The sequence below is a fragment of the Streptomyces sp. NPDC107546 genome (assembly GCF_055639175.1).
This window is the reverse complement of the sequence record NZ_JBVKBA010000026.1, coordinates 52,366-76,891: the sequence shown is the minus strand read 5'-3', so window position 1 is coordinate 76,891 and position 24,526 is coordinate 52,366. Positions and strand designations below refer to the sequence as shown.

Genomic DNA, 24,526 nt, shown 5'->3' with positions numbered 1-24,526 from the left:
TAAGGTTTTTGTAAGCGAACGAGGGGCAGTACACCAGGTTCGGTGTACTGCCCCTCGGGAGCGTTCCGCGCTGTCTCTCACCCCTCGCTGACGCCGAGCCTGTGAAGGATCAGCTCCTTGACGCGGGCCGCGTCGGCCTGGCCGCGGGTGGCCTTCATTACGGCGCCGACCAGGGCTCCGGCCGCGGCCACCTTGCCGCCGCGGATCTTGTCCGCGATGGCCGGGTTGCCGGCGATGGCCTCGTCGACGGCGGCGGTCAGCGCGCCCTCGTCGGAGACGACCTTCAGACCGCGCTTCTCCACGACCTCGTCCGGGGTGCCCTCGCCCGCGAGGACGCCCTCGATGACCTGGCGGGCCAGCTTGTCGTTCAGGTCGCCCGACTCCACCAGCTTGGTCACGCGCGCGACCTGCTCAGGGGTGATCGGCAGCTCCTCCAGGGCCTTACCCGACTCGTTGGCGTTGCGAGCCAGTTCACCCATCCACCACTTGCGTGCGGCGGCCGCCTCGGCACCCGCGTCGATGGTGGCGACGATCAGGTCCAGGGCGCCGGCGTTCAAGATCGCCTGCATGTCGGTGGCGGAGACGCCCCACTCCTCGCGCAGCCGGTTGCGCCGCACCAGCGGCAGCTCGGGCAGCGAGGTGCGCAGCTCCTCGACCCACTCGCGCGCGGGCGCGACCGGCACCAGGTCCGGCTCGGGGAAGTACCGGTAGTCCTCGGCCTCCTCCTTGGTACGGCCCGAGGTGGTCGTGCCGGTGTCCTCGTGGAAGTGGCGGGTCTCCTGGGTCACCGTGCCGCCGCTGTCGAGCACGGCGGCGTGGCGCTGGATCTCGTAGCGGCAGGCGCGCTCGACGGACCGCAGCGAGTTGACGTTCTTGGTCTCGCTGCGGGTGCCGAACTTCTCCGCGCCCTTGGGCATCAGCGACAGGTTCACATCACAGCGCATCTGGCCCATCTCCATACGGGCCTCGGAGACGCCGAGCGCCCGGATGAGCTCGCGCAGCTCACGGACGTACGCCTTCGCCACCTCGGGAGCGCGCTCGCCGGCGCCGACGATCGGCTTGGTGACGATCTCGATCAGCGGGATGCCGGCGCGGTTGTAGTCCAGCAGGGAGTGGGAGGCGCCGTGGATACGGCCGGTGGCGCCGCCGACGTGCGTCGACTTGCCGGTGTCCTCCTCCATGTGGGCGCGCTCGATCTCCACGCGGAAGGTGGTGCCGTCCTCCAGCTGCACGTCGAGGTAGCCGTTGAAGGCGATCGGCTCGTCGTACTGGGAGGTCTGGAAGTTCTTCGGCATGTCCGGATAGAAGTAGTTCTTCCGGGCGAAGCGGCACCACTCGGCGATCTCGCAGTTCAGCGCGAGACCGATCCTGATCGCGGACTCCACGCCGGTCGAGTTGACGACCGGGAGGGAGCCGGGCAGGCCGAGACAGGTGGGGCAGGTCTGGGTGTTCGGCTCGGCGCCGAGCGCAGTGGAACAGCCGCAGAACATCTTGGTCCTGGTGCCGAGTTCGACATGGACCTCGAGGCCCATGACGGGGTCGTACGACGCCAGTGCGTCCTCGTACGACACCAGGTCGGTCATGGTGGTCACGGTGAAACTTTCCCTCTCAGCCCAGCAGGACGTCGTCGTCGCCCAGGCGCTTCAGCTCCCGCACGAGCAGGGCCAGGCCGGTGACGATGGCGGCGGCGGACACGGCGGCGTCGATCAGGCGCAGCGTGTCGTGTTCGAGGCGGGCCTTCTTGACCTGCTTCGCGACACTGATCGCGCCGAACGCGGTGGTGGCCATGGACAGGTACGTACCGGACTTGGACTTCTTGAAGCCCTTGGCCTTGGACAGTGCCTTACTCACAGCGACGGAGCCTCCTCGAGAAGCGGGTGCCCCCACTTTTCCACGAAGGCGGCCTCGACGGCGGCGCCGACCTTGTAGAGACGGTCGTCCTTCATCGCCGGGGCGATGATCTGCAGGCCGACGGGGAGGTTGTCCTCGGGCGCCAGACCGCAGGGCAGCGACATGGCGGCGTTGCCGGCCAGGTTGACCGGGATGGTGCACAGGTCCGCCAGGTACATCGCCATCGGGTCGTCGGCGCGCTCGCCGATCGGGAAGGCGGTGGTGGGGGTCGTGGGCGACACGATCACGTCCACCTTCTCGAACGACTTCTCGAAGTCGCGGGTGATGAGCGTACGGACCTTCTGTGCGGAGCCGTAGTACGCGTCGTAGTAGCCGCTGGACAGCGCGTAGGTGCCGAGCATGATGCGGCGCTTGACCTCGGGGCCGAAGCCCTCGGCACGGGTCAGGGAGGTGACCTCCTCGGCGGAGTGCGTGCCGTCGTCACCGCTGCGCAGGCCGTAGCGCAGGCCGTCGAAGCGGGCGAGGTTGCTGGAACACTCGCTCGGGGCGATCAGGTAGTACGCGGCCAGCGCCAGGTCGAAGGACGGGCAGTCCAGCTCGACGATCTCTGCGCCCAGCTCCTTCAGGAGCGCGACGGACTCGTCGAAGCGCTGCAGGACGCCGGCCTGGTAGCCCTCGCCGCGGAACTGCTTGACGACACCGACGCGCATGCCCGCGACGGAGCCGTTGCGCGCGGCCTCGACGACCGGCGGGACCGGGGCGTCGATTGAGGTGGAGTCCAGCGGGTCGTGGCCCGCGATGACCTCGTGCAGCAGGGCCGCGTCCAGGACCGTACGGGCGCAGGGACCGCCCTGGTCGAGGGAGCTGGAGAAGGCGACCATGCCGTAGCGGGAGACACCGCCGTAGGTCGGCTTGACGCCGACCGTGCCGGTGACGGCCGCGGGCTGGCGGATGGAGCCGCCGGTGTCGGTGCCGATGGCCAGGGGCGCCTGGAAGGACGCGAGCGCGGCGCTCGACCCACCGCCGGAACCGCCGGGGATACGGGTGAGGTCCCACGGGTTGCCGGTCGGCCCGAACGCGCTGTTCTCCGTCGACGACCCCATGGCGAACTCGTCCATGTTGGTCTTGCCGAGGATGACGACGTCCGCTTCCTTCAGCTTCTTGGTGAGGGTGGCGTCGTACGGCGGGATCCAGCCCTCGAGGATCTTGGAGCCGACGGTGGTCGGGATGCCCTCGGTGGTGAAGATGTCCTTCAGCGCGAGGGGCACACCGGCGAGCGGGCCGAGCTTCTCGCCGCGCTCCCGCTTCTCGTCGACCGCCCGGGCCTGGGCGAGCGCACCCGCACGGTCGACGTGCAGGAAGGCGTGCACCTTCTCGTCGACGGCCTCGATCCGGTCGAGGTGGGCCTCGGCGACCTCGACGGCGGTCAGCTCGCCGGAGGCGATCTTCGCGGCCGTCTCGGCGGCGGTGAGCCGGATGATGCTGTTCTTGTCCGTCATGGCGGGCTACTCCTCCCCCAGGATCTGCGGCACCTTGAAACGCTGCTGCTCCTGGGCCGGGGCGCCGGACAGCGCCTGCTCGGGGGTGAGCGAGGGGCGGACCTCGTCCGGGCGCATGACGTTCGTCAGCGGCAGCGGGTGAGAGGTCGGCGGTACGTCTTGGTCGGCGACCTCGCTGACGCGGGCGACCGCGCCGATGATGTCGTCGAGCTGGCCGGCGAAGTGGTCGAGCTCTTCGGGCTTCAGCTCCAGACGCGCCAGCCGGGCGAGGTGGGCGACCTCCTCGCGCGTGATGCCAGGCATGCAGCGATCCTCTGGGGTGAGTGTGTGGTTTGGGCCTAGGACCTGTCGGCACATTCCCGTCGTCCGCCCGGAGGGCGGGCCGTGCGGCGTCTGGTGCGTGCGACCCGGCTGGGGGTCCCCCCGGCTCGAAGAGCTCGGGGGAGTGCGTGCCAGGCGTCTCACGGCAGGCGGGAATGTGTCGACAGGTCCTAATCCTATGGGGCGGGGACCGGTCGCCGTGAAACGGTTTGCCGGGGCCGCCCCTCGGCTTCGACGCCGGGCCGGGCGCCCGCCCCTCAGCTTCGGCGCCCTTCCCAGGCCTCGCTGCGCAGAAAGTGGTTGTCGTAGAGGTCCTGTACCTTCAGCAGGCTCTCCGGGGTGGCCTCTCCGAGGGCGATGCGCTGGAGGTGACGGAAGTACTCGAAGCGCTCGACGCCCGGAGTGATGACGATGAGCAGGTCGGCGTCCGCACCGGGTACGGCGGCGAAGGCGTGCGGCTTGCCGGGCGGGACGATGACGAGATCGCCGGGTCCGGCGGTGACGATGTCCTCCCCGGAGAGGATGTCGGCGGCGCCGTCGAGCAGGAAGAACATCTCGGCGGAGTTGTCGTGCCAGTGCGGCTTGGCTCCGTCGGCGCCCGCCGCGAGGGTGACACGCTGCGTGGACAGCGCCCCACCCGTCCGGCTGCTGTCGGCCAGCAGCCGGATCGTGGTCGGGGCACGGCCGACCACCTCGGCCTCCGCCTCCCGGACGATCACGGACTCGTCGAACTTCGGGACGAACATCGACATGTGTGACTCCCTGGTGTCGGTACGGGTGTGATCAGACGGCGAAGAGCAGACCGGCGCTGATGAGGACAACGACCGCGGTGGCGAAGTGGATCCCGAAGGCCACGGCCTTCGTGCCGCCGTGACGCAGGACTATCAGCGTGTCGAAGAGCGGCACGAGCGCCACTGCGAGCATGAACCAGGCCTCGGCACGGGCGCCGACGAACGCCAGCAGCGCCAGGCCCGCGACGCCGTAGGTGCCGTCCCTGAGGCCCTTGACGGTCAGGTAGGCGCCGGCGTCGCCGTCCGGCCGGGCGGGAACGCCGTAGCCGGCCGCGGCGGGGCCGGGCTGGAACAGGAACCGGTACCCGAGGAACAGACAGAACAGGTTGAGCACGACGGCCAGGGAGTACGCGGCGATGGTCATGTCTCTTCTCTTTTCTAGCAGGGCTAGGGACAAGAGCGAAGCTAGCAGATCGTCGGCAGAAATACTAGCGATGCTAGAATTCGAGGCATGACGATTCAGACGCGCCGGGAGCGCGAACGAGCGGACCGCGAGCGGCTGATCGTGACGGCCGCGCGGGAGCTGGCGGAGGCCGAGGGCTGGGACGCCGTCACCACCCGGCGGCTCGCCGCCGAGATCGAGTACAGCCAGCCCGTCCTGTACAGCCACTTCAAGGGCAAGGACGCCATCATGGCGGCGGTCGCGGTAGAGGGCTGCGCCGAGTTGGCCGTCGAGTTGCGGGCGGCGCGCACGGCGGCCGACGGCACGCGCGCGGCACTGGCCGCGGTCGGCGAGGCGTACACCGCCTTCGCGCGGCGGCGGCCCGCGCTGTACGACGCGGTGTTCACCCACCCCGTGGACCTGCCGTTCGCCACGCCCGAGGCGCCCGCCGCCCTGCAGGAAGCCTTCGGTGAACTGCTCCGGACCGTGGAGCCCATCGCGAGCGAGGGCGATGACCCGGGCCTGCTCGCGGAGACCTACTGGGCCGCGCTGCACGGGCTGGTCACGCTGATGCGCAGCGGACGCCTGCCGACCGAGGCCCATGAACGCCGGCTCGCCCTGCTGATCGCGCACTTCGCGGCGGGAACGAACTGATCACGGCGGCTGTCGGGTCAGCCGAGCCGCCCGGGGTCGTCCGCGGTGGCCGCGGGCAGCGCGGCCCTGGGGCGCTGCCACCCTCGCACTCCTCGGGCCCGCAGCCACGCCGTCGTCTCCTCCGCCGGCATCGCCGCCGCGACCAGCCACCCCTGCACCGCGTCGCAGCCCAGGTCCCGCAGCCGCTCCCATGTCTCGTCGTCCTCGACGCCCTCCGCGACGACGAGCAGGCCCAGTGAATGCGCCAGGTCCACCGTGCAGCGCACGATCTCGGCGTCCTCCGCGTCCACCGCGAGCCGCGCCACGAACGACCGGTCGATCTTCAGCTCGCTCACCGGCAGCCGCCGCAGATGGACCAGCGACGAGTAGCCCGTACCGAAGTCGTCCAGCGACATCTTCACGCCGTGCCCGGCCAGCCCCGCCAGGGTGTCCGCGGCCCGCTGGGGGTCCTCCAGGAGCACGTGTTCCGTGATCTCCAGCTGAAGCGCCCCCGCCGGGACCCCGTGCCGCGCCAGCCGCGCCGCGACCGACCCGGCGAACCCCGGCGTGTGGACGTCGCGCGGCGAGACGTTCACCGCGACCGGCACCGTGAGCCCCTGCGCCCGCCACCGCGCCACCTGCTCGAGCGCCGTCTCCAGCACGTACTCCGTCAGGTGCGGCATCAGCCCGGACGACTCCGCGATCGCGATGAACTCGTCCGGCGGCACCTTCCCTCGCTCCGGATGCACCCACCGCACGAGCGCCTCGAGCCCGGCGACCTGGCCGTCGAAGCGCACCTTCGGCTGGTAGTGCAACTGCACCTCGTGCGCGTCCAGCGCGCGCCGCAGATCACCCAGCAGCCCGAGCCGGTCGGGAGTGTTCGAATCCCGCTTGGACTCGTACACCTCCACCCCGGTGCGGTCCCGCTTCGCCTGGTACATCGCGACGTCCGCCCGCCGCAGCAGCCCCTCCGCGTCCAGCGCGTGGTCGGGGAAGACGGCGACCCCGGCGCTGGCCTCCAGGACGAGCGTGAGCCCGTCCAGATCGAGCGGTGAGCCGAGCGCGGCGACCAGGTTGCGGGCCGCCCTCGACGCGGACGTCGTGGAGTCCGCGACCGGCAGTAAGACCGCGAACTCGTCGCCCCCGAGCCGCGCGGCCTCCGCCCCGCGCGGCAGGGCCAGCCGCAGCCGCTCGGCTATCTGCAGCAGCAGCCGGTCGCCCGCGAGATGGCCGAGCGTGTCGTTCACGGACCGGAAGCGGTCGAGGTCGATCAGCATCAGGGCGGCCCGTGCCCCGATCCGCTCGGCGTCGTCGAGGGCCGTCCAGGTGCGCTCCAGCAGCCACTGCCGGTTGGGCAGCCCGGTCAGCCGGTCGCGCAGCTGCTCCTCGGCGCGGGCGCGCGCTATCCACAGGGTGGAGTCCAGGGCGATGAGCGGGATGGAGAACAGCGGCAGCAGGACCGGCACCGCGACGGCGACGACGCAGACCAGCGGGGCGATGCCGAGCAGCGCGACGGCGACGAGTCCGTGCCGGACCAGGGCGGTGCGGGCAACGGTGGGCAGGCCGCCGGTGCGCGGCGCGTGCAGGTACCACAGGAGCAGCCGGGTCACGGCGAGGTACGCGGTGGCGACGAGGACGACCTGGGGGGCGGCGTAGAGGGTCCAGGTGCCCGGGTCCCAGGGCGTCTCGACGGTCGGCACACGCCCGAAGGCGGCCAGTACGAGGGCTCCGGCGCCGATGCCGAGGAGGTCGACCGCGCCGTGCAGTATGCCCTGCCGCCAGCGGTCCAACCGGGCTGCGCCGACCAGGACGACGACGGTGAGGCTGACCATCACGGCGGGCACCCAGCCGTACAACAGCAGGACGGCGAGGGTGAGGGCGGCGCCCGAGCCCGTGCCGCCCCACCAGCGGGAGCGGCCGAGCATGACCAGGTGGCCGACGATGATGCCGGTGAGCACGGCCAGGGACCAGCCGACGGCGCCGGACGGGAACAGCGCGTGGTGTTCGCCGAACGCGCGGTAGAAGCCGGCGCCGAGGACGAACCCGGCGGCAGCGACCACGACCGCGGGCAGCGCGGGCCACGACATGTGCCGCTCCCCGTCCTGGCCGGGCAGTCCGCAGGAACTCCCGTCGGCGAGCGCGCCGGTGCCGGGCGGCAGGGCCGGCAGCGAGGTTGTACCCGTGGTGCTCCCCGCCGGGGCTCCGGAGCCGGAGCCGGAGGGCGCCTCCGGCATGGCCCGTGGCACGGCACGCGGGCCGCCCGTACCCGCGTGCCCGGACGGCCGCACGATCCGGCGCCCCGCCCGCCAGGCGCCGGACACCCGGCGCAGGCGCAGCCGTGAGTCCGGGGCGGCGCTCTTGGTCGGTTCCATTCCCGTCCCTCTCACAGCCGGTGCCCTCGCCACGCGGCCCGATTGCCCGACGAACCGTCAACGGCACCGCGACTGAAAACCCACCACGCGTCCGGGCACGGCAGGCGCACAGCTCAACAGTAGGCCGCGGAAGGCTTTCCCGGGCAGCGGTCGTCGACGGTTGCCCGAATGCGACCCGGCCACCCGTATGCATCTGGTATGCGCCGAACGGGTGACCTTCAACCGCTACTGCCCGGTGGGAAGCGCGACTTCCGCGGCTGCTTCCGGCCCTCGTTCCAACAGGACGGCGAAACCGTCCTCATCCAGCACGGGGACCTTCAGCTGCATGGCCTTGTCGTACTTCGATCCAGGATTCTCGCCCACCACGACGAAGGACGTCTTCTTGGAGACAGAACCGGTCACTTTCGCGCCACGGCTCTGCAGCGCCTCCTTCGCCCCGTCCCGTGTGTACTGCCCGAGCGTTCCGGTGACGACCACTGTGAGCCCCTCCAGCGGACGCGGCCCCTCGTCCTCGCCGGAGCCCTCCTCCTCCATACGGACGCCCGCGGCCTTCCACTTGCGGATGATGTCGCGGTGCCAGTCCTCGGCGAACCACTGCTTGAGGGAGGCGGCGATGATGGGCCCGACCCCGTCGGTGGCCGCCAGCTCCTCTTCGCTCGCCTGGTCGATCCGTTCGATGGACCGGAACTCGCGGGCCAGCGCCTCGGCCGCCACCGGGCCGACGTGACGGATCGACAGGCCGGTGAGGACGCGGGCGAGCGGACGCTCCTTGGCGGCCGCGATGTTCTCCAGCATCGCGAGCGCGTTCTTCTTCGGCTCGCCCTGCTGGTTGGCGAAGACCGTGACGATCTTCTCCTCGCCGGTCTTGGGGTCACGCTTGGGCAGGCCGCTGTCCTGGTCGAGGACGTACGCCTTGATGGGCAGCAGCTGTTCGACGGTGAGGTCGAACAGGTCGCCCTCGTCCTTCAGTGGCGGTTCGGCCGGCTCCAGCGGCTTGGTGAGGGCGGCGGCGGCCACGTAACCGAAGTGCTCGATGTCCAGCGCCTTGCGCCCCGCGAGGTAGAACAGACGCTCACGCAACTGGGCGGGGCACGTACGCGCGTTCGGGCAACGGAGGTCGACGTCGCCCTCCTTCATGGGCCGCAGCGGTGTGCCGCACTCGGGGCACTCGGACGGCATCACGAACTCCCGCTCGGTGCCGTCGCGCAGGTCCACGACCGGGCCGAGGATCTCCGGGATGACGTCACCGGCCTTGCGCAGCACCACCGTGTCGCCGATGAGCACACCCTTGGCCTTGACCACGTCCTGGTTGTGCAGGGTGGCGAACTCGACCTCCGAGCCGGCCACCGTCACCGGCTCGACCTGGGCGTAGGGCGTGACCCGGCCCGTACGGCCCACCCCCACGCGGATGTTGATGAGCTTGGTGTTGACCTCCTCCGGCGCGTACTTGTACGCGATCGCCCAGCGCGGGGCGCGGGAGGTGGAGCCGAGGCGGCCCTGGAGCGGGATCTCGTCGAGCTTGACGACGACTCCGTCGATCTCGTGCTCCACGGAGTGGCGGTTCTCCCCGAAGTAGGCGATGAACTGCCGTACGCCGTCGAGGTCGTCGACCACCTTGTTGTGCCGGGCGGTGGGCAGGCCCCAGGACTTCAGCAGGTCGTACGCCTCGGAGAGACGGGTGAGGCCGTCCTTGAGGCCCTTCAGGGCGCCGATGCCGTGGACCACCATGTGCAGCGGGCGGGTGGCGGTGATGCGCGGGTCCTTCTGGCGCAGGGAACCGGCCGCCGCGTTGCGCGGGTTGGCGAAGGGCTTGTCGCCGCCCGCCACCAGCCGGGCGTTGAGCTCCTCGAACTTCTCCATCGGGAAGTAGACCTCGCCGCGGATCTCCACGAGGTCGGGGACGTGGTCGCTCTTGAGACGGTCCGGGATCTCCGCGATCGTACGGACGTTCGGGGTGATGTCCTCGCCGGTGCGGCCGTCACCCCGGGTCGCCGCGCGCGTGAGGCGGCCGTGCTCGTACGTCAGATTGACCGCGAGACCGTCGACCTTCAGCTCGCACAGGAAGTGGTACGCGGAGGTGCCGACCTCCTTGGCGACGCGCTCGGCCCAGGCGGCGAGCTCCTCGTCGTCGAACGCGTTGTCCAGCGAGAGCATGCGTTCGCGGTGCTGGACGGCCGTGAACTCCGTCTCGTACGCCCCCGCGACCTTCTGGGTGGGCGAGTCCGGGGTGCGCAGCTCCGGGTACTGCTCCTCCAGCGCTTCGAGGGAGCGCAGGAGCTGGTCGAACTCCGCGTCGCTGATGACGGGAGCGTCCTTCACGTAGTACCGGAAGCGGTGCTCCTCGATCTGCTCGGCGAGCCGCGCGTGCTGCTCCCGGGCCTCGACGGGCACCGTCGTCTCCGCTTGCTTGTCGCCGGCCACCGTGTTGTCCTCCCGTTACTCTGGGTTGTCCGCGAGGGATCTCGCCGCCCGGACGCAGTGGGCGAGCGCCCTGCGCGCGTAGTCCGGGGAGGCGCCCGCGAGCCCGCACGTCGGCGTGACCGTGACCGCCTCCGCGAGAAGCCCCGGATTCAGCCCCAGCCTGCGCCACAGCGTCCTGACACCCATGACGCTACCGGCAGGGTCTGACAATGGGCCGTCCGTGGACGGCACCACCCCGGGGAACAGCCGTGTACCCCCTTCCACGGCCTCCCCGATCACCTCGTCGTCACGCTCGGTGAGGAGGGAGAAGTCGAAGGAGACCGCGGCGGCACCGGCCCTGCGCAGGAGAGCGAGCGGGACGTCCGGGGCGCAGGAGTGCACCACGACCGGGCCGTCCACGTGCACGCCGACCGCGTCGCGCAGCGTGGCCTCCACGACCTGCCGGTCGACGGCGCGGTGGGTGCGGTAGCCGCTCGCGGTCTTCACCCGGCCGCGCAGGACGGCGGTCAGGGACGGCTCGTCCAGCTGGAGGACGAGCCGGGCGCCGGGGACACGCCTCTTCACCTCGTCGAGGTGGAGCCGCAGGCCCTCGGCGAGCGAGCCGGCGAGGTCGCGGCAGGCGCCCGGATCGGAGAGGGCGGCCTCGCCGTTCTTCAGCTCCAGCGCGGCGGCGAGCGTCCACGGGCCCACCGCCTGCACCTTCAGCGGCCCCTCGTAGCCCTCGGTGAACTCCTCGAGCGCGTCGAGATCCTCGCCGAGCCAGGAGCGGGCCCGCCGGGTGTCCCGGCCCGGCCGGTCCCCGATCCGCCAGCCGCTCGGCTCCACGCGCGCGTACAGGTCGACGAGCATCCCCGCGGTCCGCCCGATCATGTCCGCGCCGGGCCCCCGCGCGGGCAGCTCGGCCAGGAACGGAAAGTCCTCGAAGCTCCCGGTGACGGTCTTGGCCGCCTCCCGGGCGTCCGCACCGGGCATGGACCCCACGCCGGTGGCGGCACCGAAGGTGAACTGGCTGTTCTCACTCACCCCGGCAGCCTATGCAATCGGCCGTACGGTCACCGCCCCGGCCGCACCGTCACGTCGTTGACCTCCGCGTCCCTCGGCAGGTCCAGGCACATCAGGACCGTCGTCGCCACCGACTCGGGATCGATCCACCGGGACGGGTCGTACTGCTTGCCCTCCTGCTGGTGGACCTTGGCCTGCATCGGACTCGCCGTGCGGCCGGGGTAGACCGAGGTGACCCGGACGCCGTTCCCGTGCTCCTCCTCGCGCAGGGAGTCCGCGAGGGCCTTCAGGCCGTGCTTGGAGGCCGCGTACGCCGACCACTCCGCGTGGGCGTTCAGGCCCGCCCCCGAGTTCACGAACACCACCTGGCCACGTGCGGCGCGCAGCTGCGGCAGGAAGAGGCGGGTCAGCTCGGCGGGCGCGATCAGGTTGACGTTCAGCTGGTGGTGCCAGGACTTCGGGGTCAGCTCGCCCACCCGGCCCAGGTCGACCACGCCCGCGATGTGCAGCAGGGAGTCCACCCGGTCCGGCAGGCTTTGGTGCGAGAGGGCCCAGGACAGCCTGTCGGGCTCCGCGAGGTCGCCCACCAGCGTCCGCGCCCCGGGGAACTCCGCGGCCAGTTCCTTCGCCCGCCCCGCGTCTCGCGCGTGCAGCAGGAGGTCGTCCCCGCGCGCCTGCAGGCGGCGGGCGACGGCCGCGCCGATGCCGGAGCCCGCACCGGTGATCACATGAGTAGCCATGCCCGCCATGCTCGCACCACCGTGTCACTGGATCCCCAGCGACTCCTCCAGGTACGCCAGCGCCCCCACCGGCTCCTCGGCGAAGAACACCAGGTCCGCGAGGGGCCTGGGCAGGAAGCCCTCGTCCTCCATGCGCTGGAACTGCTCCTTCAGGCCGTCGTAGAAGCCCGCCGTGTTCAGCAGGACCACCGGCTTGTCGGTGTGCCCGTGCTTCTTCAGCTCCAGGATCTCGGTCGCCTCGTCCAGCGTCCCCGTGCCGCCCACCATGATCACGACGGCGTCGGCCTTCTCCAGGAGCAGCTTCTTGCGCTCGGCGAGGTCCCTGGCGACCACCATCTCGTCGACGCCCTCCCTCGCCTTGTGCGAGAGGAACTCGACGGAGACGCCCATCAGCCGGCCGCCGGCCTCGTGGACCCCGTCCGCCACCACCTTCATCAGCCCGACGTCCGAGCCGCCCCACACCAGGGTGTGCCCGCCCTTGCCGAGCAGTTCGGCGAACTCGCGGGCGGGCCGCGTGTAGGTCTCGGAGAGGTCGGCGGCGGAGAGGAAGACGCAGATGTTCATGCCGACCACCGTACGCGGGAAGAACCGGGTCCCCGCGAGCGCTGTTCCGGTATGACCGAAGGACACACGATCACCATCGAGCAGGGCGACCGGCACGTGCGCGTGGTGCACGGCGGACAGATCCTGGCGGACAGCGACCGCGCCCTGGTACTGCGCGAGACCGGCTGTCCCGTGCGGTACTACATCCCCGTCGAGGACGTCCGGACGGACCTCCTGACACCCTCGGACACCCACACGGTCTGCCCCTTCAAGGGGACGGCGTCGTACTGGTCCCTGCCGGACGCGCCGGATCTCGTCTGGGCGTATCCGGACCCCAAGCCGGACGTCGCCCGGATCAAGGACCACCTCTGCTTCTACGAAGTCGAGGTGTCGTGACCGATTAGCGCCGCGGTCTGGGGCAGTCTCGAAAGCATGGACAAGCAGACCATCTCGCGCGACGGCACCCCCATCGCCTACGAACGCACCGGTAAGGGCCCGGCGGTCGTCCTCGTGAGCGGCGCGATGTCCACGGGCGCCACGGTGGCGCCCCTGGCCGCGCGCCTCTCGGACCGTTTCAGCGTCATCGTGTACGACCGCCGGGGCCGCGGCGCGAGCGGCGACACCGCGCCGTACGCCGTGGACCGCGAGGTCGAGGACCTGGCGGCGCTCATCGAGGCCGCGGGCGGCGAGGCGGCGCTGTACGGCGTCTCGTCGGGCGGCGCGCTGGTGCTGCGGGCGGCTGCGATCGGGCTGCCGGTTCGTCAGGTCGCGGTGTACGAGGTGCCGTTCGCCGACTACGGGGAGGGCGGCGCCGAGGAGCGCGCGGAGTACACCCGGAATCTGACCGAGGCGCTCGCGGCCGGGCGGCGCGGGGACGCGGTGGAGCTGTTCCTGAGGCTCACCGGCCTGGCCGAGGCGGTGATCGCGACCGCCCGCCAGTCCCCCATGTGGGCGGACATGGAGGCGATCGCGCACACCCTCGCCTACGACGACGCCGTGATGGGCGACGGCCTTCTGCCGCGGGAGCGGCTGGCCTCGATCGCGGCCCCGGTCCTGGCCGTCGCGGGTGATGCGAGCCCTCCGTGGCTGCGCAGGGCGGCCGAGGCGATCGCCCAGGCGGCACCCCGAGGCACGCACCGCACGCTGGAGGGCCAGACCCACATGGTGGATCCCGAGGTGCTGGCGCCGGTGCTGGCGGAGTTCTTCGACCGGTAGCCTCCGGGCCGGTGGCCGCGGGCTACGCCACCGCGGTGGTCGCCCGCGTCGTGGACGCGATCGTCGCCGAGCCCACCACGCGCGTGCCGTCGTACAGGACGATGGCCTGGCCGGGGGCCACACCGCGGACCGGCTCGGTGAAGCGGACCCTCAGTTGGCCGTCGACCAGTTCCGCGGTCACCTCGGTCTCGCCGCCGTGGGCGCGGAGCTGGGCCGTGTAGGTGCCGGGGCCGGCCGGGGCCGTTCCGCACCAGCGGGGCTTGATCGCGGTCAGGGCGGAGACGTCCAGGGCGGACGCGGGGCCGACGGTGACCGTGTTCGTCACCGGGGAGATGTCCAGGACGTAGCGCGGCTTGCCGTCCGGGGCCGGGGTGCCGATCCTGAGGCCCTTGCGCTGGCCGATCGTGAAGCCGTACGCGCCGTCGTGCGTCCCCAGCCTGGCGCCGGACTCGTCGATGATGTCTCCCTCGGCCCTGCCGAGCCGGCGGGCGAGGAAGCCCTGGGTGTCGCCGTCGGCGATGAAGCAGATGTCGTGCGAGTCGGGCTTCTTGGCGACCGCGAGGCCACGTCGCTCGGCCTCCGCGCGGATCTCGTCCTTGGTGGTGAGCGTGTCGCCGAGCGGGAACATGGCGTGCGCGAGCTGCTTCTCGTCGAGCACTCCGAGGACGTACGACTGGTCCTTCGCCATGTCGGAGGCGCGGTGCAGCTCGCGGGAGCCGTCGGGCAACGTCACGATCTTCGCGTAGTGGCCGGTGCAGACCGCGTCGAAGCCCAGCGCCAGCGCCTTGTCGAGCAGCGCCGCGAACTTGATCTTCTCGTTGCAGCGCAGGCAGGGGTTTGGGGTGCGTCCGGCCTCATACTCGGCGACGAAGTCCTCGACCACGTCCTCGCGGAACCTGTCGGCGAGGTCCCAGACGTAGAACGGGATGCCGATGACGTCCGCGGCGCGGCGGGCGTCGCGCGAGTCCTCGATGGTGCAGCAGCCGCGCGCGCCCGTGCGGAACGACTGCGGGTTCGCGGACAGCGCGAGGTGGACGCCGGTCACTTCGTGGCCCGCCTCGGCGGCGCGGGCGGCGGCGACGGCGGAGTCGACCCCGCCGGACATGGCGGCGAGGACGCGGAGGGGGCGCTGCGGGGTGTCAGTCATAGCCCTTCAAGGGTACGGGGCCGTGGGAACCGCTGTCGGGGAGTATCCGTTGACGATCACAGCGGGGATCACATGGGGGATCACATGACGGACAGGGACGGCGACCGGCGGCTCGGGAGACGGGCGCTGCTCCTCGGCGGCACGGCGGCCGCCGTGGGCACGGCCGTGCTGGCGCGGCACGAGCTGGCGCATGTGTGGTGGCGGCTGCCCGGCGTCGAGAAACCGCGGGTGGAGGGCGCGGTCGACTTCCCCGGTGCCCGGTGGCTGGCCGCGTCGCCGGCGAACCTGCGGCGCGCGGACCGGCCGGACGACTACGGCATAGACCGTGTGATCATCCATGTCACCCAGGGCGGCTACAGCAGCGCGGTGAAGGTGTTCCAGGATCCGGGGCACGGTGCGGCGGCGCACTACATAGTGCGCCGGGACGGCCGCATCACGCAGATGGTCCGCGAGCTGGACGTGGCGTTCCACGCGGGCAACCGGGAGTACAACGAGCGCAGCGTCGGCATCGAGCACGAGGGGTTCGTGGAGCGGGCGTCGTCCTTCACCGACGCGATGTACGCGACGTCGGCGCGGCTCACAGCCGCGGTCTGCGGGCGGTACGGGATACCCGTCGACCGTGAGCACATCATCGGCCACGCCCAGGTGCCGGGGACGGACCACACGGATCCGGGGCCGCACTGGGACTGGGAGCGGTACATGGGGCTCGTAGGGCGGGAGCGGGCGGCGCGGGCCCGGTAGGGCTCGGAGGACCCGGTCAGGTCAGTCCCGCCGTGCGCGCGCGTTCCACCGCGGGGCCGATCGCCTTCGCGACCGCCTCCACATCGGCCTCGGTGGAGGTGTGGCCCAGGGAGAAGCGCAGGGTGCCGCGGGCGAGGTCCGGGTCGGCGCCGGTGGCGAGCAGGACATGGCTCGGCTGGGCCACCCCTGCCGTGCAGGCGGAGCCCGTGGAGCTCTCGATGCCCTGTGCGTCCAGCAGCAGGAGCAGGGAGTCGCCCTCGCAGCCGGGGAACGTGAAGTGGGCGTTGGCCGGGAGCCGGTCCACCGGGTCGCCGCCCAGGATCGCGTCCGGGACGGCCTTGCGGACCTCCTCGATCAGGTCGTCGCGCAGGGCGCCGATCTCGTGGGCGAACCACTCGCGCTGCTCGGCGGCGAGCCGTCCGGCGACCGCGAAGGAGGCGATGGCGGGCACGTCCAGGGTGCCGGAGCGCACATGGCGTTCCTGGCCGCCGCCGTGCAGCACCGGGACAGGGCTGTACTGGCGGCCGAGGACCAGCGCGCCGATGCCGTACGGGCCGCCGATCTTGTGGCCGGAGACCGTCATCGCGGCGAGACCCGAGGCCTCGAAGTCGACGGGGACCTGGCCGAAGGCCTGGACGGCGTCCGCGTGCAGCGGGACGTCGAACTCGCCTGCGGTCTCGGCCAGTTCGCGGACCGGCATGACGGTGCCGATCTCGTTGTTCGCCCACATCACGGTGGCGAGGGCGACGTCGTCGGGGTCGCGGGCGATGGCCTCGCGCAGGGCCTCGGGGTGGACGCGGCCGTAGGAGTCGACGGGCAGGTACTCGACGGTGGCACCCTCGTGTTCGCCGAGCCAGTGGACGGCGTCCAGGACGGCGTGGTGTTCCACGGGGCTGGCGAGGACCCGGGTGCGGGCCGGGTCGGCGGCGCGGCGGGCCCAGAACAGGCCCTTCACGGCGAGGTTGTCGGCCTCGGTTCCGCCGGAGGTGAAGACCACCTCACTGGGGCGGGCGCCGAGGGCTTCCGCGAGGGTTTCGCGGGCCTCTTCGACGGTTCGCCTGGCGCGGCGGCCCGATGCGTGCAGCGAGGAGGCGTTGCCCGTGACGCCGAGGTGCGCGGTCAGGGCCTCTGCCGCCTCGGGGAGCATCGGGGTGGTCGCGGCGTGGTCGAGGTATGCCATGGTGACGCCAATTCTAGGCCCCACCCGTTTGGTGGCCGGCGTGACCGGGCCTCGGCGGCCCGCCGCACCCGGCTTGGTGACGGCGGCGGTCAGAAGCTCCAGGACACCGTGTGGTCCATCTGCATGAACGTCACCAGGAGCACCAGGTCCGCCACGCCCAGGCCGAGGCCCAGCAGGGCGCGGCCCCGGCGGGACGTGCCGCGCCACAGGGCCACCGCGGCCAGGACGATGGCGATCGGGCCCAGCACGAGGTTCAGGACGAGCAGGCCGAGCAGGCCGAGGATGAAGGACGCCACGGCCATGCCGTTCGCGTCGCGCACGCCGGTGCGGCCGGCCGCAGCGGCGGTCGTCTTGCCGGGTGCGGCGGTGTCCTTGGTTCGGACGGCGGTGAGTTGCATGAGGATCAGCTCCCGAGAGTCGAAGGACGTACGGCGGTTCTAGTGGGCCGACGTGTGCCGACGGCGTCCGTGCCGCTCGCGGACCGTGAAGACCGCGAGCCATGCGGCGATGACGGCCGCGGCGACGAGGGTGAAGGAGAGCGGGGCGTGGGCCACGGTGCCCAGGACGGTGCCCAGCAGCAGGAGTGCGGCGACGAGGAACAGCATGGGACGAGATCCCCCTTCGGGATGCCTCTCGTGACGTTTTGGTGAACAGTTGTGGTTACACTTGTTCACTGACTTCCCAGTCTAGCGCGTCCCATGGCTTTCCAATTACAGAGAACAGTTGTTAACTGCATGGCATGAGTCACACCCTCGGCATCCGACAGGTCCAGAAGCAGAAGACCCGACAGGCGCTGCTGGACGCGGCGCTCGGTCTGTTGGAGGAGCAGAGTCTGAGCAGCCTGGGGCTGCGCGAGGTCACCCGTGCGGTCGGCGTCGCGCCGACCGCCTTCTACCGGCATTTCCGGTCGACCGCGGATCTCGGCGTGGAGCTGGTCGAGGAGGCCCTCGGCAGCCTCCATCCGATGATCGAGTCCACGGTCTCCGCGACCGGCGACAACGACGAACGCATCGAGCGTGCCGTCGGCCTGATCGCCCGTCATGTGGACGCGTACCCCGCACACGTACGGTTCATCGCCCGCGAACGGCACGGCGGCGTCCAGCCGGTGCGGGAGGCGATACGCCTGCAACTCGCCCGGTTCGCCGAGGAGGTGAAGGTCGCTCTGGCCGAGCACCCCGAGTCCGCCGGGTGGAGCGAGGAGGACCTGCTGATGCTCGCCGGTCTGTACGTCGACCAGATGCTGATGACCGCCTCGCAGTTCCTGGAGGCCATGGAGGGCGCTGCCGAGGACCGGGAACGGGTGGCCCGGCTCGCCATCCAGCGGATGCGGCTGATCAGCATCGGCCGCCACCACTGGAAGGCGTGACGGGCGGGCGACAGGGGCGCCGAACCACCTTGCTCGCCTGCAAATTCGTGCCGGGGCTCAGTCCTCGCGCCGGTACAGTTCTGCGACGGAGGCCGCCGCCCGCGCCAGTTCCTCGCGGGCTTCGGGCGGTGCCAGGACCTCCAACCGGTCGGCGAACATCAGCAGTTGGCGCACCTCGCGGACGAACCCGTACGAAAGCCGGGCGGTCACCCAGGGGCTCTCGCCGTCGTCCTCCGGCAGGGCGACGAGCGCGGAGGCGGCCAGCCGCTGGAACATGTCCAGGATGGCGCGGCGCACCCGCACCGTCACCTCGAAGCCGTCCGGCCGCTCCTCGACCTGGCGGCGCAGCACCTCCCAGACGTCGGCGAGTTCGACACCGGGGCGCCGCCGGACCGGGTCCGGCAGCAGGGTCGCCGAGCGCACCCGGTCCGCGCGGAACAGCCGGGGGGTGCCGCGGCGGTCGGCGACCAGGTACCAGACGCCGGCCTTCGAGACGAGCCCGTACGGGTCCACGGTGTACGTGCGCGGGGCGGTGGCCCCGCTGTGCCGGTAGCGCAGCCTGAGGCGGCGGTCGGCGAACACCGCGTCCTGGAGGGTGTCCAGGTCGACGGCGGACTGCGGGCCGCCCTTCCAGCGCGTGGCGTCGACCAGGATGCGGCGGCTGGTGGCCTCGGCGGCCGGGCGGTGCGGAGCGGGCAGCGCCGCCATCACCTTGCGCAGCGCGGAGCCGAGGGCGGCGTCGAGGCCGAGCGCGGCGTGCGCGCCCTGGGCGGCCAGGATGAACAGGGCGCGGGACTCGTCGGCGGTCAGGCCCGTGACGTCCGTACGGAATCCGGCGAGCAGTTCGATGCCGCCGTGCCGTCCACGCTCCGCGTACACCGGGACGCCGGAGGCCGAGAGGGCCTCGATGTCGCGGTAGACGGTGCGCACCGACACCTCGAGCCGCTCGGCGAGTTCGTGGGCGGGGACGCGGCCGCGGGTCTGGAGCAGCAGGAGGATCGACAGCAGGCGGTCTGACTTCACGTCCACAGGATCGCGGGCCGTCGTACACGCGCTGAGCGCGCCCCCGAGATCGTGCCCGGTCGACCCTGCTTTCGCGGCTTCTGCACGCGTGCGGCTCCAGGGCCACGCGCCTCAATGTCCAAAACCGTGTGGCCGAGCGGCGCCAGCCGGTGTAGCGTCGTGATCAGCAGTCGTGGTTCCGAAGTCCCGTTCGCCCGTGATCGCATCGCGGGCGTTTTTGCTGTTCAACGCCTCTCCGGACCAGGGCGATCACCTCCGGATCCCGCACGGTGCGAGACCCGATACGAGTCCTTTCGAAGGAGACAGGCACATGGCTACTGGCACTGTGAAGTGGTTCAACGCGGAAAAGGGCTTCGGCTTCATCGAGCAGGAGGGCGGCGGCCCGGACGTCTTCGCCCACTACTCGAACATCGCCGCCCAGGGCTTCCGCGAGCTCCACGAGGGTCAAAAGGTCGAGTTCGACGTTACGCAGGGCCAGAAGGGCCCGCAGGCGGAGAACATCCGCCCCCTGTAACGCCGCACGCAACAGAGGCCCCGGCCGGGGTGCACCCACCGGCCGGGGCCTCGTTTTCGCAGTTCGCGCTCGCGGTGGCTCGCCTTGTCCTGCCGGAGGTGGAACGGGGTGACGACCTGCCGTTCGCGTAGGCGGTTCCGGTCCCCGAGGGGGCGGACGCCTACGTGCGCCTGGCGGCGTGGCTCGGCCGTCGGCCGCTGGACGGGTAGGGCGGGGGGCGCGTCGGGGCGGCGGGGACGAGTTTCGCCCCGCCACCCTCACCCGTTCCCATGCCCAGGGGCTTCGCCCCTTCGACCCCACCAGGGGCTCTGCCCCTGGGATCCCGCCGGGGACTCCGCTCCCCGGCCCCCTGGCGGGGCTCCGCCCCTGCACCCCGGTGGGGCTCCGCCCCCGGCGTTCGGGTCAGGCCAGTTTGACGCGGGCCAGTTGGCGGGACTGTGCGACCAGGCGGTCGTCGGTGTCCCAGACCTCCGCGTCCTCCTCCAGGAAGCCGCCGGCCAGGTTGCGTGTGGTGATCGAGACGCGCAGGGGGCCCGGAGCCGGGCGGGAGCGCACGTGTACGGTCAGCTCGATCGTCGGTACCCAGCCGGAGATTCCCAGCTCGAAGGCGGTGGGCGGCAGTGCGTCCACCGCGAGCAGCAGGGACAGGGGGTCGGCGTCCCGGCCGTCGGCGAGGCCGAACCAGGCCCGCATCTCGCCCTTCCCCGAGGGCGCGCCGAGCGCCCAGCCCAGGGTCGCGGGGTCCAGCTTGAGCATCAGCCGGTCGGTGATGGCCGAGCTGCCGGGGACCGGCGCCGGACCGTCCTCGGGGCCGAAGCACTGGTCCAGAGGCGGCATCGCGGGCGGCCGCGCGCTCGTACGGACGTCGTCGGGGAGGGAGTCCAGGTCGCCGTAGGAGGCGAGGACACGGATGCGCTCCACCTCGTGGCCCTCCTCGTCGTACTGGAAGAGGGACGCCTGGCCCGTGGAGAGGGTGCGGCCGGTGCGCACCACGTCCGTGCGCACGACGGCCGGACCCGGCTGGGAGGCGGTCAGGTAGTGCGCCGAGACGGTGAACGGGTCCGGGTGCGGCAGGGCGTCCGCGAGGGCGCGGCCCAGGACGGCCAGCAGATAGCCGCCGTTGACGGCGTTGATGATCGTCCAGCCGGCGGAGAGGTCGATGTCGTAGACGCCGGGTTCCCGTCGGGTGACGGCGGTGTCGCGGTCGAACTCGCTGTCGCCGATCGTCGCCCGCGCGGCCGGCGCGGTAGCTGCTTCTGGCATGCCAGAACCGTACAACAGGTAATTACTAAGCAGTAGCTTTGGAGTGTGTCGAGTACGTGACGCCGCGCCGGACCTCAGGACGAATTTCGGCCGTTCTCCGGTGAGGTTTTGGCAATTTCTCGGTAAGTGTCCCCACTCGTCCGTGACCGACGGCCCGCTGTCTCCCTCTCAGAAGACGTACAGCCCGTTCCGCCCGTTCACAGGAAGAGCCGCATAGCCGATGAGCCTGACCGGGACGCCGTTCCTCATCACGTCGATCGTCCTCTTGGCGATCGCCCTCATCCTGCCGCTGTTCCTGTGGTCGCGGCTGCGGGGCCCGATGGTGCTGCGCCAGGCCGTCCGGGTGCTCATGCTCGTGTTCGCACAGGCGACGGCGGTCACCCTCGTCTTCGTCCTGGTGAACAACGCCAACAGCCTCTACGACAACTGGTCCGACCTGTTCGGCACGGGCGACCACGTGCAGCAGGCCGCCGACCTCGGCAAGGACGGCACGGGCGGCATCCAAGTCAAGGCCCTGCCCAAGGTCAAACAGACATTCACTCCGGCCGACGGCCCGGGCATGCACGCGGCCGGCGGGGTGGAGGTCACCCAGCTCAAGGGCCGGGTCTCCGGCGTCGACGCCGAGGTCTACGTGTGGCTGCCGCCGCAGTACAACGACCCCGCCTACAAGGACAAGAAGTTCCCGGTGGTGGAGCTGCTGTCCGGCTACCCGGGCTCGGCCAAGGCCTGGTTCGGCTCACTGAAGGTGCACGAGCAGCTGCTGCCGCTGATGCAGAGCGGGCAGGTGCAGCCGTTCATCCTGGTGGCGCCGCGCACCAACCTCATCGCCAAGGTCGACACCGGCTGCGCGAACGTCCCGGGCGTCGTGAACGCCGACTCCTGGCTCAGCATCGACGTGCCCAAGATGGTCATGGACAACTTCCGCGCCCAGCCCGCCCCGGACGGATGGGCGGCCGCCGGATACTCCGCGGGGGCGCACTGCGCCGCGAAGCTCGCGGTCGCGCACCCCGACCGCTACCGGGCCGCGATCAGCCTGTCCGGCTACAACGACCCGATCGGCGAGCGCAACTCGCTGGCCGCGCGGAGCGTCGAGCTGCGCCGGCAGAACAACCCGTACTTCATCCTGAAGGGCTACCGCACCCCGCCCCGGATCTCGCTGTACCTCTCGGGCCAGATGGGCGACGGCTACCAGGCGGCCGCGGCGCTGCAGGCGATCGCGAAGCCGCCGACGGTGGTGCGCGCGGTGCTGATCCCGCACAGCGCGGGCGGACACAGCATGGCCCTGTGGCGGCCGCAGATCCCGACGGTGTTCACCTGGCTGAGCCAGCAGATGACCGGCCAGACCACGGGGAGTCTTCCTCAGCCACATTGGACCGCCGGTTCCAGGCGCGCGGAGCTCGCCAGTGGTACCTCATCGCCATCAGGCGTAGTACGAAAGCGGTGACGACCGCGAGCCCCGAGGTGAACGGGGTCAGCGCGTCGAAACGTATGCAGAGCGCGACCATGGTGGCCCCGACGATCGCCGGGACCGCGTAGAGGTCGCGGTCCCAGCGCAGCAGCGAGGGCACCTCGTTGGCGAGGACGTCGCGCAGGACACCGCCGCCCACGGCCGTCGCGAGGCCCAGGGCGGCGGACGCGGTCAGGCCGAGTCCGTAGTCGTACGCCTTCGTCGTCCCCGCGACGCAGAACAGCCCGAGGCCGGCCGCGTCGAAGACATTGACGGCGACCTGGATGCGCTCCACCTGTGGATGGAGGAAGACCACCAGGAGGGCGGCGAGCAGCGGGGTCAGGAAGTACCCCAGATCCGTGAACGCGGCCGGCGGCACGGCGCCGATGACCACGTCCCGGAACAGCCCTCCGCCCAGCGCCGTGACCTCGGCGAGCACGGCGATGCCGAAGACGTCGAAGTTCTTGCGGACGGCCAGCAGGGCGCCGGAGATCGCGAAGACGAAGATGCCGACGAGATCCAGCGTGTGCTGGACGGAGGGGCTGAACAATTGCTGGAGCACCCTTACATTCTCACCCATCCACCAGGGTGCACCTTACAAAGCAAGGCAAACGCAGGATTGCACCAAGGTTACAGCGACGGCTTGCCTGTGGTGAAGATCCACTTCTGGAACAGGTCGTCCAGCCGCTGCCCCGAGATCCTCTCCGCGAGCCGGATGAAGTCGCCGGTGTTCGCGTTGCCGTAGCGGTGGAGCCTGGTCCAGGCGGGCAGCAGCTCGAAGAACGCCGTGTCGCCGATGCGCTCGCGCAGCGCCTGGAGCGTCATCGCCCCGCGCTGGTAGACCGCGGAGGCGAACATGGTGTCGCGCTGCGGGTCGGCCACCTTGACCTGCCAGAACGCGTTGTCGGCGGGGCGGGCGTCGTACGCCGCGACGAAGGAGTCGTGCGCCGAGCGGGTTCCCTTGTGCTCGGCCCACAGCCACTGGGCGTAGGTCGCGAACCCCTCGTTGAGCCAGATGTCCTTCCACTGCGCCACCGAGACCGAGTCGCCGAACCACTGGTGGGCCAGCTCGTGCACGATCGTCGTCTCGTTGCGGACGGCCGAGTACACGGGCTTCGACTGCACCTCCAGGGAGAAGCCCGCCTCGGGCATGTCGTCGACGATGGCTCCGGTCTCCTCGAAGGGGTACGGGCCGAAGACCTTCGACCAGTAGTCGGTGGCCTCGGCGGTGACGGCGTACACGTCGACGCTGTTGCTGTTCTTCAGGACCGGGTCGATGGCGACGTAGATCGGGATCCCGGACGGCGTCTTCCCGGTCCGCACGTCGAACCTGCCGATGGTCGCCGTCGCCAGATAGGTGGCCATCGGCTTGGACTCCCGCCAGTGGGTGACGGTCTGGTCCCCCTTGTCGTACGTCGATATGAGACGTCCGTTGGAGACCGCGGTCAGGCCCCTGGGCGCCTTGAGGCGGATGTCGTAGGTGGCCTTGTCGGAGGGGTGGTCGCTGGACGGGAACCAGGTGGAGGCGGCGTTGGGCTCGCACGCGACGAACACGCCGTCGGCGGTCTTCATCCACCCGTACTTGGAGCCGAACACGATGGGGCCGCCGAGGGGCTGCGGGACGCCGCCGTAGGTGACGGCGACCGTGAAGTCCCGGCCCTTGGGGAGAACGCCGCGCGGGGTGATGCGGATCTCGTCGCCCTGGCGCGTGAACCGGGCGGGTCTTCCGTTCACCTCGACCCTCGTGACCTGAAGCTGCTGCAGGTCCAGGTCGAAGGAGGTGAGGCTCTGGGTGGCACGGGCCGTGATCGTCGTACGGCCGTCGAGGCGGCCGGTGTCCGGGGCGTACGCCACGTCGAGGGCGTAGTGGCGGGCGTCGAAGCCGCCGTTGCCGAGCTGCGGGAAGTAGGAGTCACCGATGCCGTCGGAGCCCGGGGCCGGGGCGGAGGACGCCGCGACGGCGAGGAAGGAGGCCGCCGCGGTGGCCAGAACCCCTAAGCGCGCCGAACGTGCCGAACGGGAGAGTGCCATGGAGTCATCCCTTCGAGCGTGCGCCGATCAGTCGATCGGACGGT

The 24,526-nt window shown here is 71.2% G+C and carries 25 protein-coding genes and 1 pseudogene; 7 read left to right on the top strand and 19 right to left on the bottom strand.

The window, feature by feature from the left end:
* Window positions 1–77 precede the first annotated feature (77 nt).
* From gatB to ACZ7L1_RS29925, 6 genes are all read right to left on the bottom strand, one after another.
* Window positions 78–1,592 carry an Asp-tRNA(Asn)/Glu-tRNA(Gln) amidotransferase subunit GatB gene (gene gatB, locus ACZ7L1_RS29950; protein ID WP_471441437.1) on the bottom strand — a complete coding sequence of 505 codons (1,515 nt, stop codon included), beginning with the start codon at window positions 1,590–1,592 and terminating at the stop codon, window positions 78–80.
* Window positions 1,593–1,608: 16 nt separating this feature from the next.
* Window positions 1,609–1,851, bottom strand: a complete 243-nt coding sequence (locus ACZ7L1_RS29945) for a hypothetical protein (RefSeq protein ID WP_103838024.1) — start codon at window positions 1,849–1,851, stop codon at window positions 1,609–1,611.
* Window positions 1,848–3,350, bottom strand: coding sequence for an Asp-tRNA(Asn)/Glu-tRNA(Gln) amidotransferase subunit GatA (gatA, locus tag ACZ7L1_RS29940; protein WP_471441435.1), 1,503 nt, complete (start codon window positions 3,348–3,350; stop codon window positions 1,848–1,850). The genes ACZ7L1_RS29945 and gatA overlap by 4 nt, the downstream gene beginning before the upstream one ends.
* Window positions 3,351–3,356: 6 nt before the next feature.
* A complete protein-coding gene (gene gatC / locus ACZ7L1_RS29935; protein ID WP_004925108.1) occupies window positions 3,357–3,653 on the bottom strand; it encodes an Asp-tRNA(Asn)/Glu-tRNA(Gln) amidotransferase subunit GatC in 297 nt (98 codons plus the stop codon).
* 275 nt (window positions 3,654–3,928) lie between these two features.
* Entirely contained in the window at window positions 3,929–4,423 is a 495-nt protein-coding gene (locus ACZ7L1_RS29930) for a cupin domain-containing protein (RefSeq protein ID WP_471441432.1), read from the bottom strand.
* A 31-nt stretch (window positions 4,424–4,454) separates the two neighbouring features.
* Window positions 4,455–4,826 (bottom strand): DUF4267 domain-containing protein, encoded by a 372-nt coding sequence (locus tag ACZ7L1_RS29925; RefSeq protein WP_471441430.1) that lies wholly within the window; start codon window positions 4,824–4,826, stop codon window positions 4,455–4,457.
* Between the two features lie 87 nt (window positions 4,827–4,913).
* On the opposite strand from ACZ7L1_RS29925, the gene ACZ7L1_RS29920 reads away from it, so the two are divergent.
* Window positions 4,914–5,498 (top strand): TetR/AcrR family transcriptional regulator, encoded by a 585-nt coding sequence (locus ACZ7L1_RS29920; RefSeq protein WP_471441428.1) that lies wholly within the window; start codon window positions 4,914–4,916, stop codon window positions 5,496–5,498.
* A 17-nt stretch (window positions 5,499–5,515) separates the two neighbouring features.
* Here ACZ7L1_RS29920 and ACZ7L1_RS29915 read toward each other — a convergent pair whose 3' ends face one another.
* The 5 genes from ACZ7L1_RS29915 to ACZ7L1_RS29895 form a co-directional block, all read right to left on the bottom strand.
* Window positions 5,516–7,849, bottom strand: coding sequence for a putative bifunctional diguanylate cyclase/phosphodiesterase (locus ACZ7L1_RS29915; RefSeq protein ID WP_471441426.1), 2,334 nt, complete (start codon window positions 7,847–7,849; stop codon window positions 5,516–5,518).
* Between the two features lie 225 nt (window positions 7,850–8,074).
* Entirely contained in the window at window positions 8,075–10,270 is a 2,196-nt protein-coding gene (ligA, locus tag ACZ7L1_RS29910; RefSeq protein WP_471441424.1) for an NAD-dependent DNA ligase LigA, read from the bottom strand.
* A 15-nt stretch (window positions 10,271–10,285) separates the two neighbouring features.
* Window positions 10,286–11,293, bottom strand: a complete 1,008-nt coding sequence (locus ACZ7L1_RS29905) for a methionine synthase (RefSeq protein WP_471441422.1) — start codon at window positions 11,291–11,293, stop codon at window positions 10,286–10,288.
* A gap of 29 nt (window positions 11,294–11,322) precedes the next feature.
* A complete protein-coding gene (locus tag ACZ7L1_RS29900) occupies window positions 11,323–12,021 on the bottom strand; it encodes an SDR family oxidoreductase (protein WP_471441420.1) in 699 nt (232 codons plus the stop codon).
* Window positions 12,022–12,036: 15 nt separating this feature from the next.
* The gene (locus tag ACZ7L1_RS29895; RefSeq protein ID WP_471441418.1) at window positions 12,037–12,576 is read right to left on the bottom strand and encodes an LOG family protein; all 540 of its coding nucleotides are present in this window, start codon (window positions 12,574–12,576) and stop codon (window positions 12,037–12,039) included.
* 51 nt (window positions 12,577–12,627) lie between these two features.
* On the opposite strand from ACZ7L1_RS29895, the gene ACZ7L1_RS29890 reads away from it, so the two are divergent.
* Together ACZ7L1_RS29890 and ACZ7L1_RS29885 are read left to right on the top strand one after the other, a co-directional pair.
* Window positions 12,628–12,951 (top strand): DUF427 domain-containing protein, encoded by a 324-nt coding sequence (locus ACZ7L1_RS29890; RefSeq protein WP_471441416.1) that lies wholly within the window; start codon window positions 12,628–12,630, stop codon window positions 12,949–12,951.
* Window positions 12,952–12,987: 36 nt separating this feature from the next.
* Window positions 12,988–13,770: an alpha/beta fold hydrolase gene (locus ACZ7L1_RS29885; RefSeq protein WP_471441414.1), complete on the top strand. Its 783-nt coding sequence runs from the start codon at window positions 12,988–12,990 to the stop codon at window positions 13,768–13,770.
* A 22-nt stretch (window positions 13,771–13,792) separates the two neighbouring features.
* On the opposite strand, the gene mnmA is transcribed toward ACZ7L1_RS29885, so the two are convergent.
* Window positions 13,793–14,917, bottom strand: coding sequence for a tRNA 2-thiouridine(34) synthase MnmA (mnmA, locus tag ACZ7L1_RS29880; protein WP_471441412.1), 1,125 nt, complete (start codon window positions 14,915–14,917; stop codon window positions 13,793–13,795).
* A gap of 84 nt (window positions 14,918–15,001) precedes the next feature.
* Between mnmA and ACZ7L1_RS29875 the strand changes: the two genes are divergently transcribed.
* A complete protein-coding gene (locus tag ACZ7L1_RS29875) occupies window positions 15,002–15,658 on the top strand; it encodes an N-acetylmuramoyl-L-alanine amidase (RefSeq protein ID WP_471441410.1) in 657 nt (218 codons plus the stop codon).
* A gap of 16 nt (window positions 15,659–15,674) precedes the next feature.
* Here ACZ7L1_RS29875 and ACZ7L1_RS29870 read toward each other — a convergent pair whose 3' ends face one another.
* The 3 genes from ACZ7L1_RS29870 to ACZ7L1_RS29860 form a co-directional block, all read right to left on the bottom strand.
* On the bottom strand, window positions 15,675–16,838 hold the full coding sequence (locus ACZ7L1_RS29870; RefSeq protein ID WP_471441408.1) for a cysteine desulfurase family protein: 1,164 nt from the start codon (window positions 16,836–16,838) through the stop codon (window positions 15,675–15,677).
* Window positions 16,839–16,927: 89 nt separating this feature from the next.
* The gene (locus ACZ7L1_RS29865) at window positions 16,928–17,236 is read right to left on the bottom strand and encodes a DUF4190 domain-containing protein (RefSeq protein ID WP_471441406.1); all 309 of its coding nucleotides are present in this window, start codon (window positions 17,234–17,236) and stop codon (window positions 16,928–16,930) included.
* Window positions 17,237–17,275: 39 nt separating this feature from the next.
* On the bottom strand, window positions 17,276–17,443 hold the full coding sequence (locus tag ACZ7L1_RS29860) for a hypothetical protein (protein ID WP_471441405.1): 168 nt from the start codon (window positions 17,441–17,443) through the stop codon (window positions 17,276–17,278).
* A 134-nt stretch (window positions 17,444–17,577) separates the two neighbouring features.
* On the opposite strand from ACZ7L1_RS29860, the gene ACZ7L1_RS29855 reads away from it, so the two are divergent.
* Complete coding sequence (locus ACZ7L1_RS29855; protein ID WP_471441404.1) at window positions 17,578–18,204, top strand: TetR family transcriptional regulator; 627 nt, start codon at window positions 17,578–17,580, stop codon at window positions 18,202–18,204.
* A 57-nt stretch (window positions 18,205–18,261) separates the two neighbouring features.
* Here ACZ7L1_RS29855 and ACZ7L1_RS29850 read toward each other — a convergent pair whose 3' ends face one another.
* Window positions 18,262–19,227 (bottom strand): helix-turn-helix transcriptional regulator, encoded by a 966-nt coding sequence (locus ACZ7L1_RS29850; RefSeq protein ID WP_471441402.1) that lies wholly within the window; start codon window positions 19,225–19,227, stop codon window positions 18,262–18,264.
* Window positions 19,228–19,537: 310 nt separating this feature from the next.
* On the opposite strand from ACZ7L1_RS29850, the gene ACZ7L1_RS29845 reads away from it, so the two are divergent.
* The gene (locus ACZ7L1_RS29845; protein ID WP_402436710.1) at window positions 19,538–19,741 is read left to right on the top strand and encodes a cold-shock protein; all 204 of its coding nucleotides are present in this window, start codon (window positions 19,538–19,540) and stop codon (window positions 19,739–19,741) included.
* 402 nt (window positions 19,742–20,143) lie between these two features.
* On the opposite strand, the gene ACZ7L1_RS29840 is transcribed toward ACZ7L1_RS29845, so the two are convergent.
* On the bottom strand, window positions 20,144–21,004 hold the full coding sequence (locus ACZ7L1_RS29840; RefSeq protein WP_471441400.1) for a thioesterase family protein: 861 nt from the start codon (window positions 21,002–21,004) through the stop codon (window positions 20,144–20,146).
* 220 nt (window positions 21,005–21,224) lie between these two features.
* On the opposite strand from ACZ7L1_RS29840, the pseudogene ACZ7L1_RS29835 reads away from it, so the two are divergent.
* Window positions 21,225–22,025, top strand: a pseudogene (locus tag ACZ7L1_RS29835) (alpha/beta hydrolase); the annotation flags it as partial.
* 289 nt (window positions 22,026–22,314) lie between these two features.
* Here the strand turns inward: ACZ7L1_RS29835 and ACZ7L1_RS29830 are convergent.
* Complete coding sequence (locus ACZ7L1_RS29830; RefSeq protein ID WP_471441463.1) at window positions 22,315–23,013, bottom strand: trimeric intracellular cation channel family protein; 699 nt, start codon at window positions 23,011–23,013, stop codon at window positions 22,315–22,317.
* A gap of 68 nt (window positions 23,014–23,081) precedes the next feature.
* Complete coding sequence (locus ACZ7L1_RS29825) at window positions 23,082–24,482, bottom strand: M1 family metallopeptidase (RefSeq protein WP_471441398.1); 1,401 nt, start codon at window positions 24,480–24,482, stop codon at window positions 23,082–23,084.
* Between the last annotated feature and the right edge of the window lie 44 nt (window positions 24,483–24,526).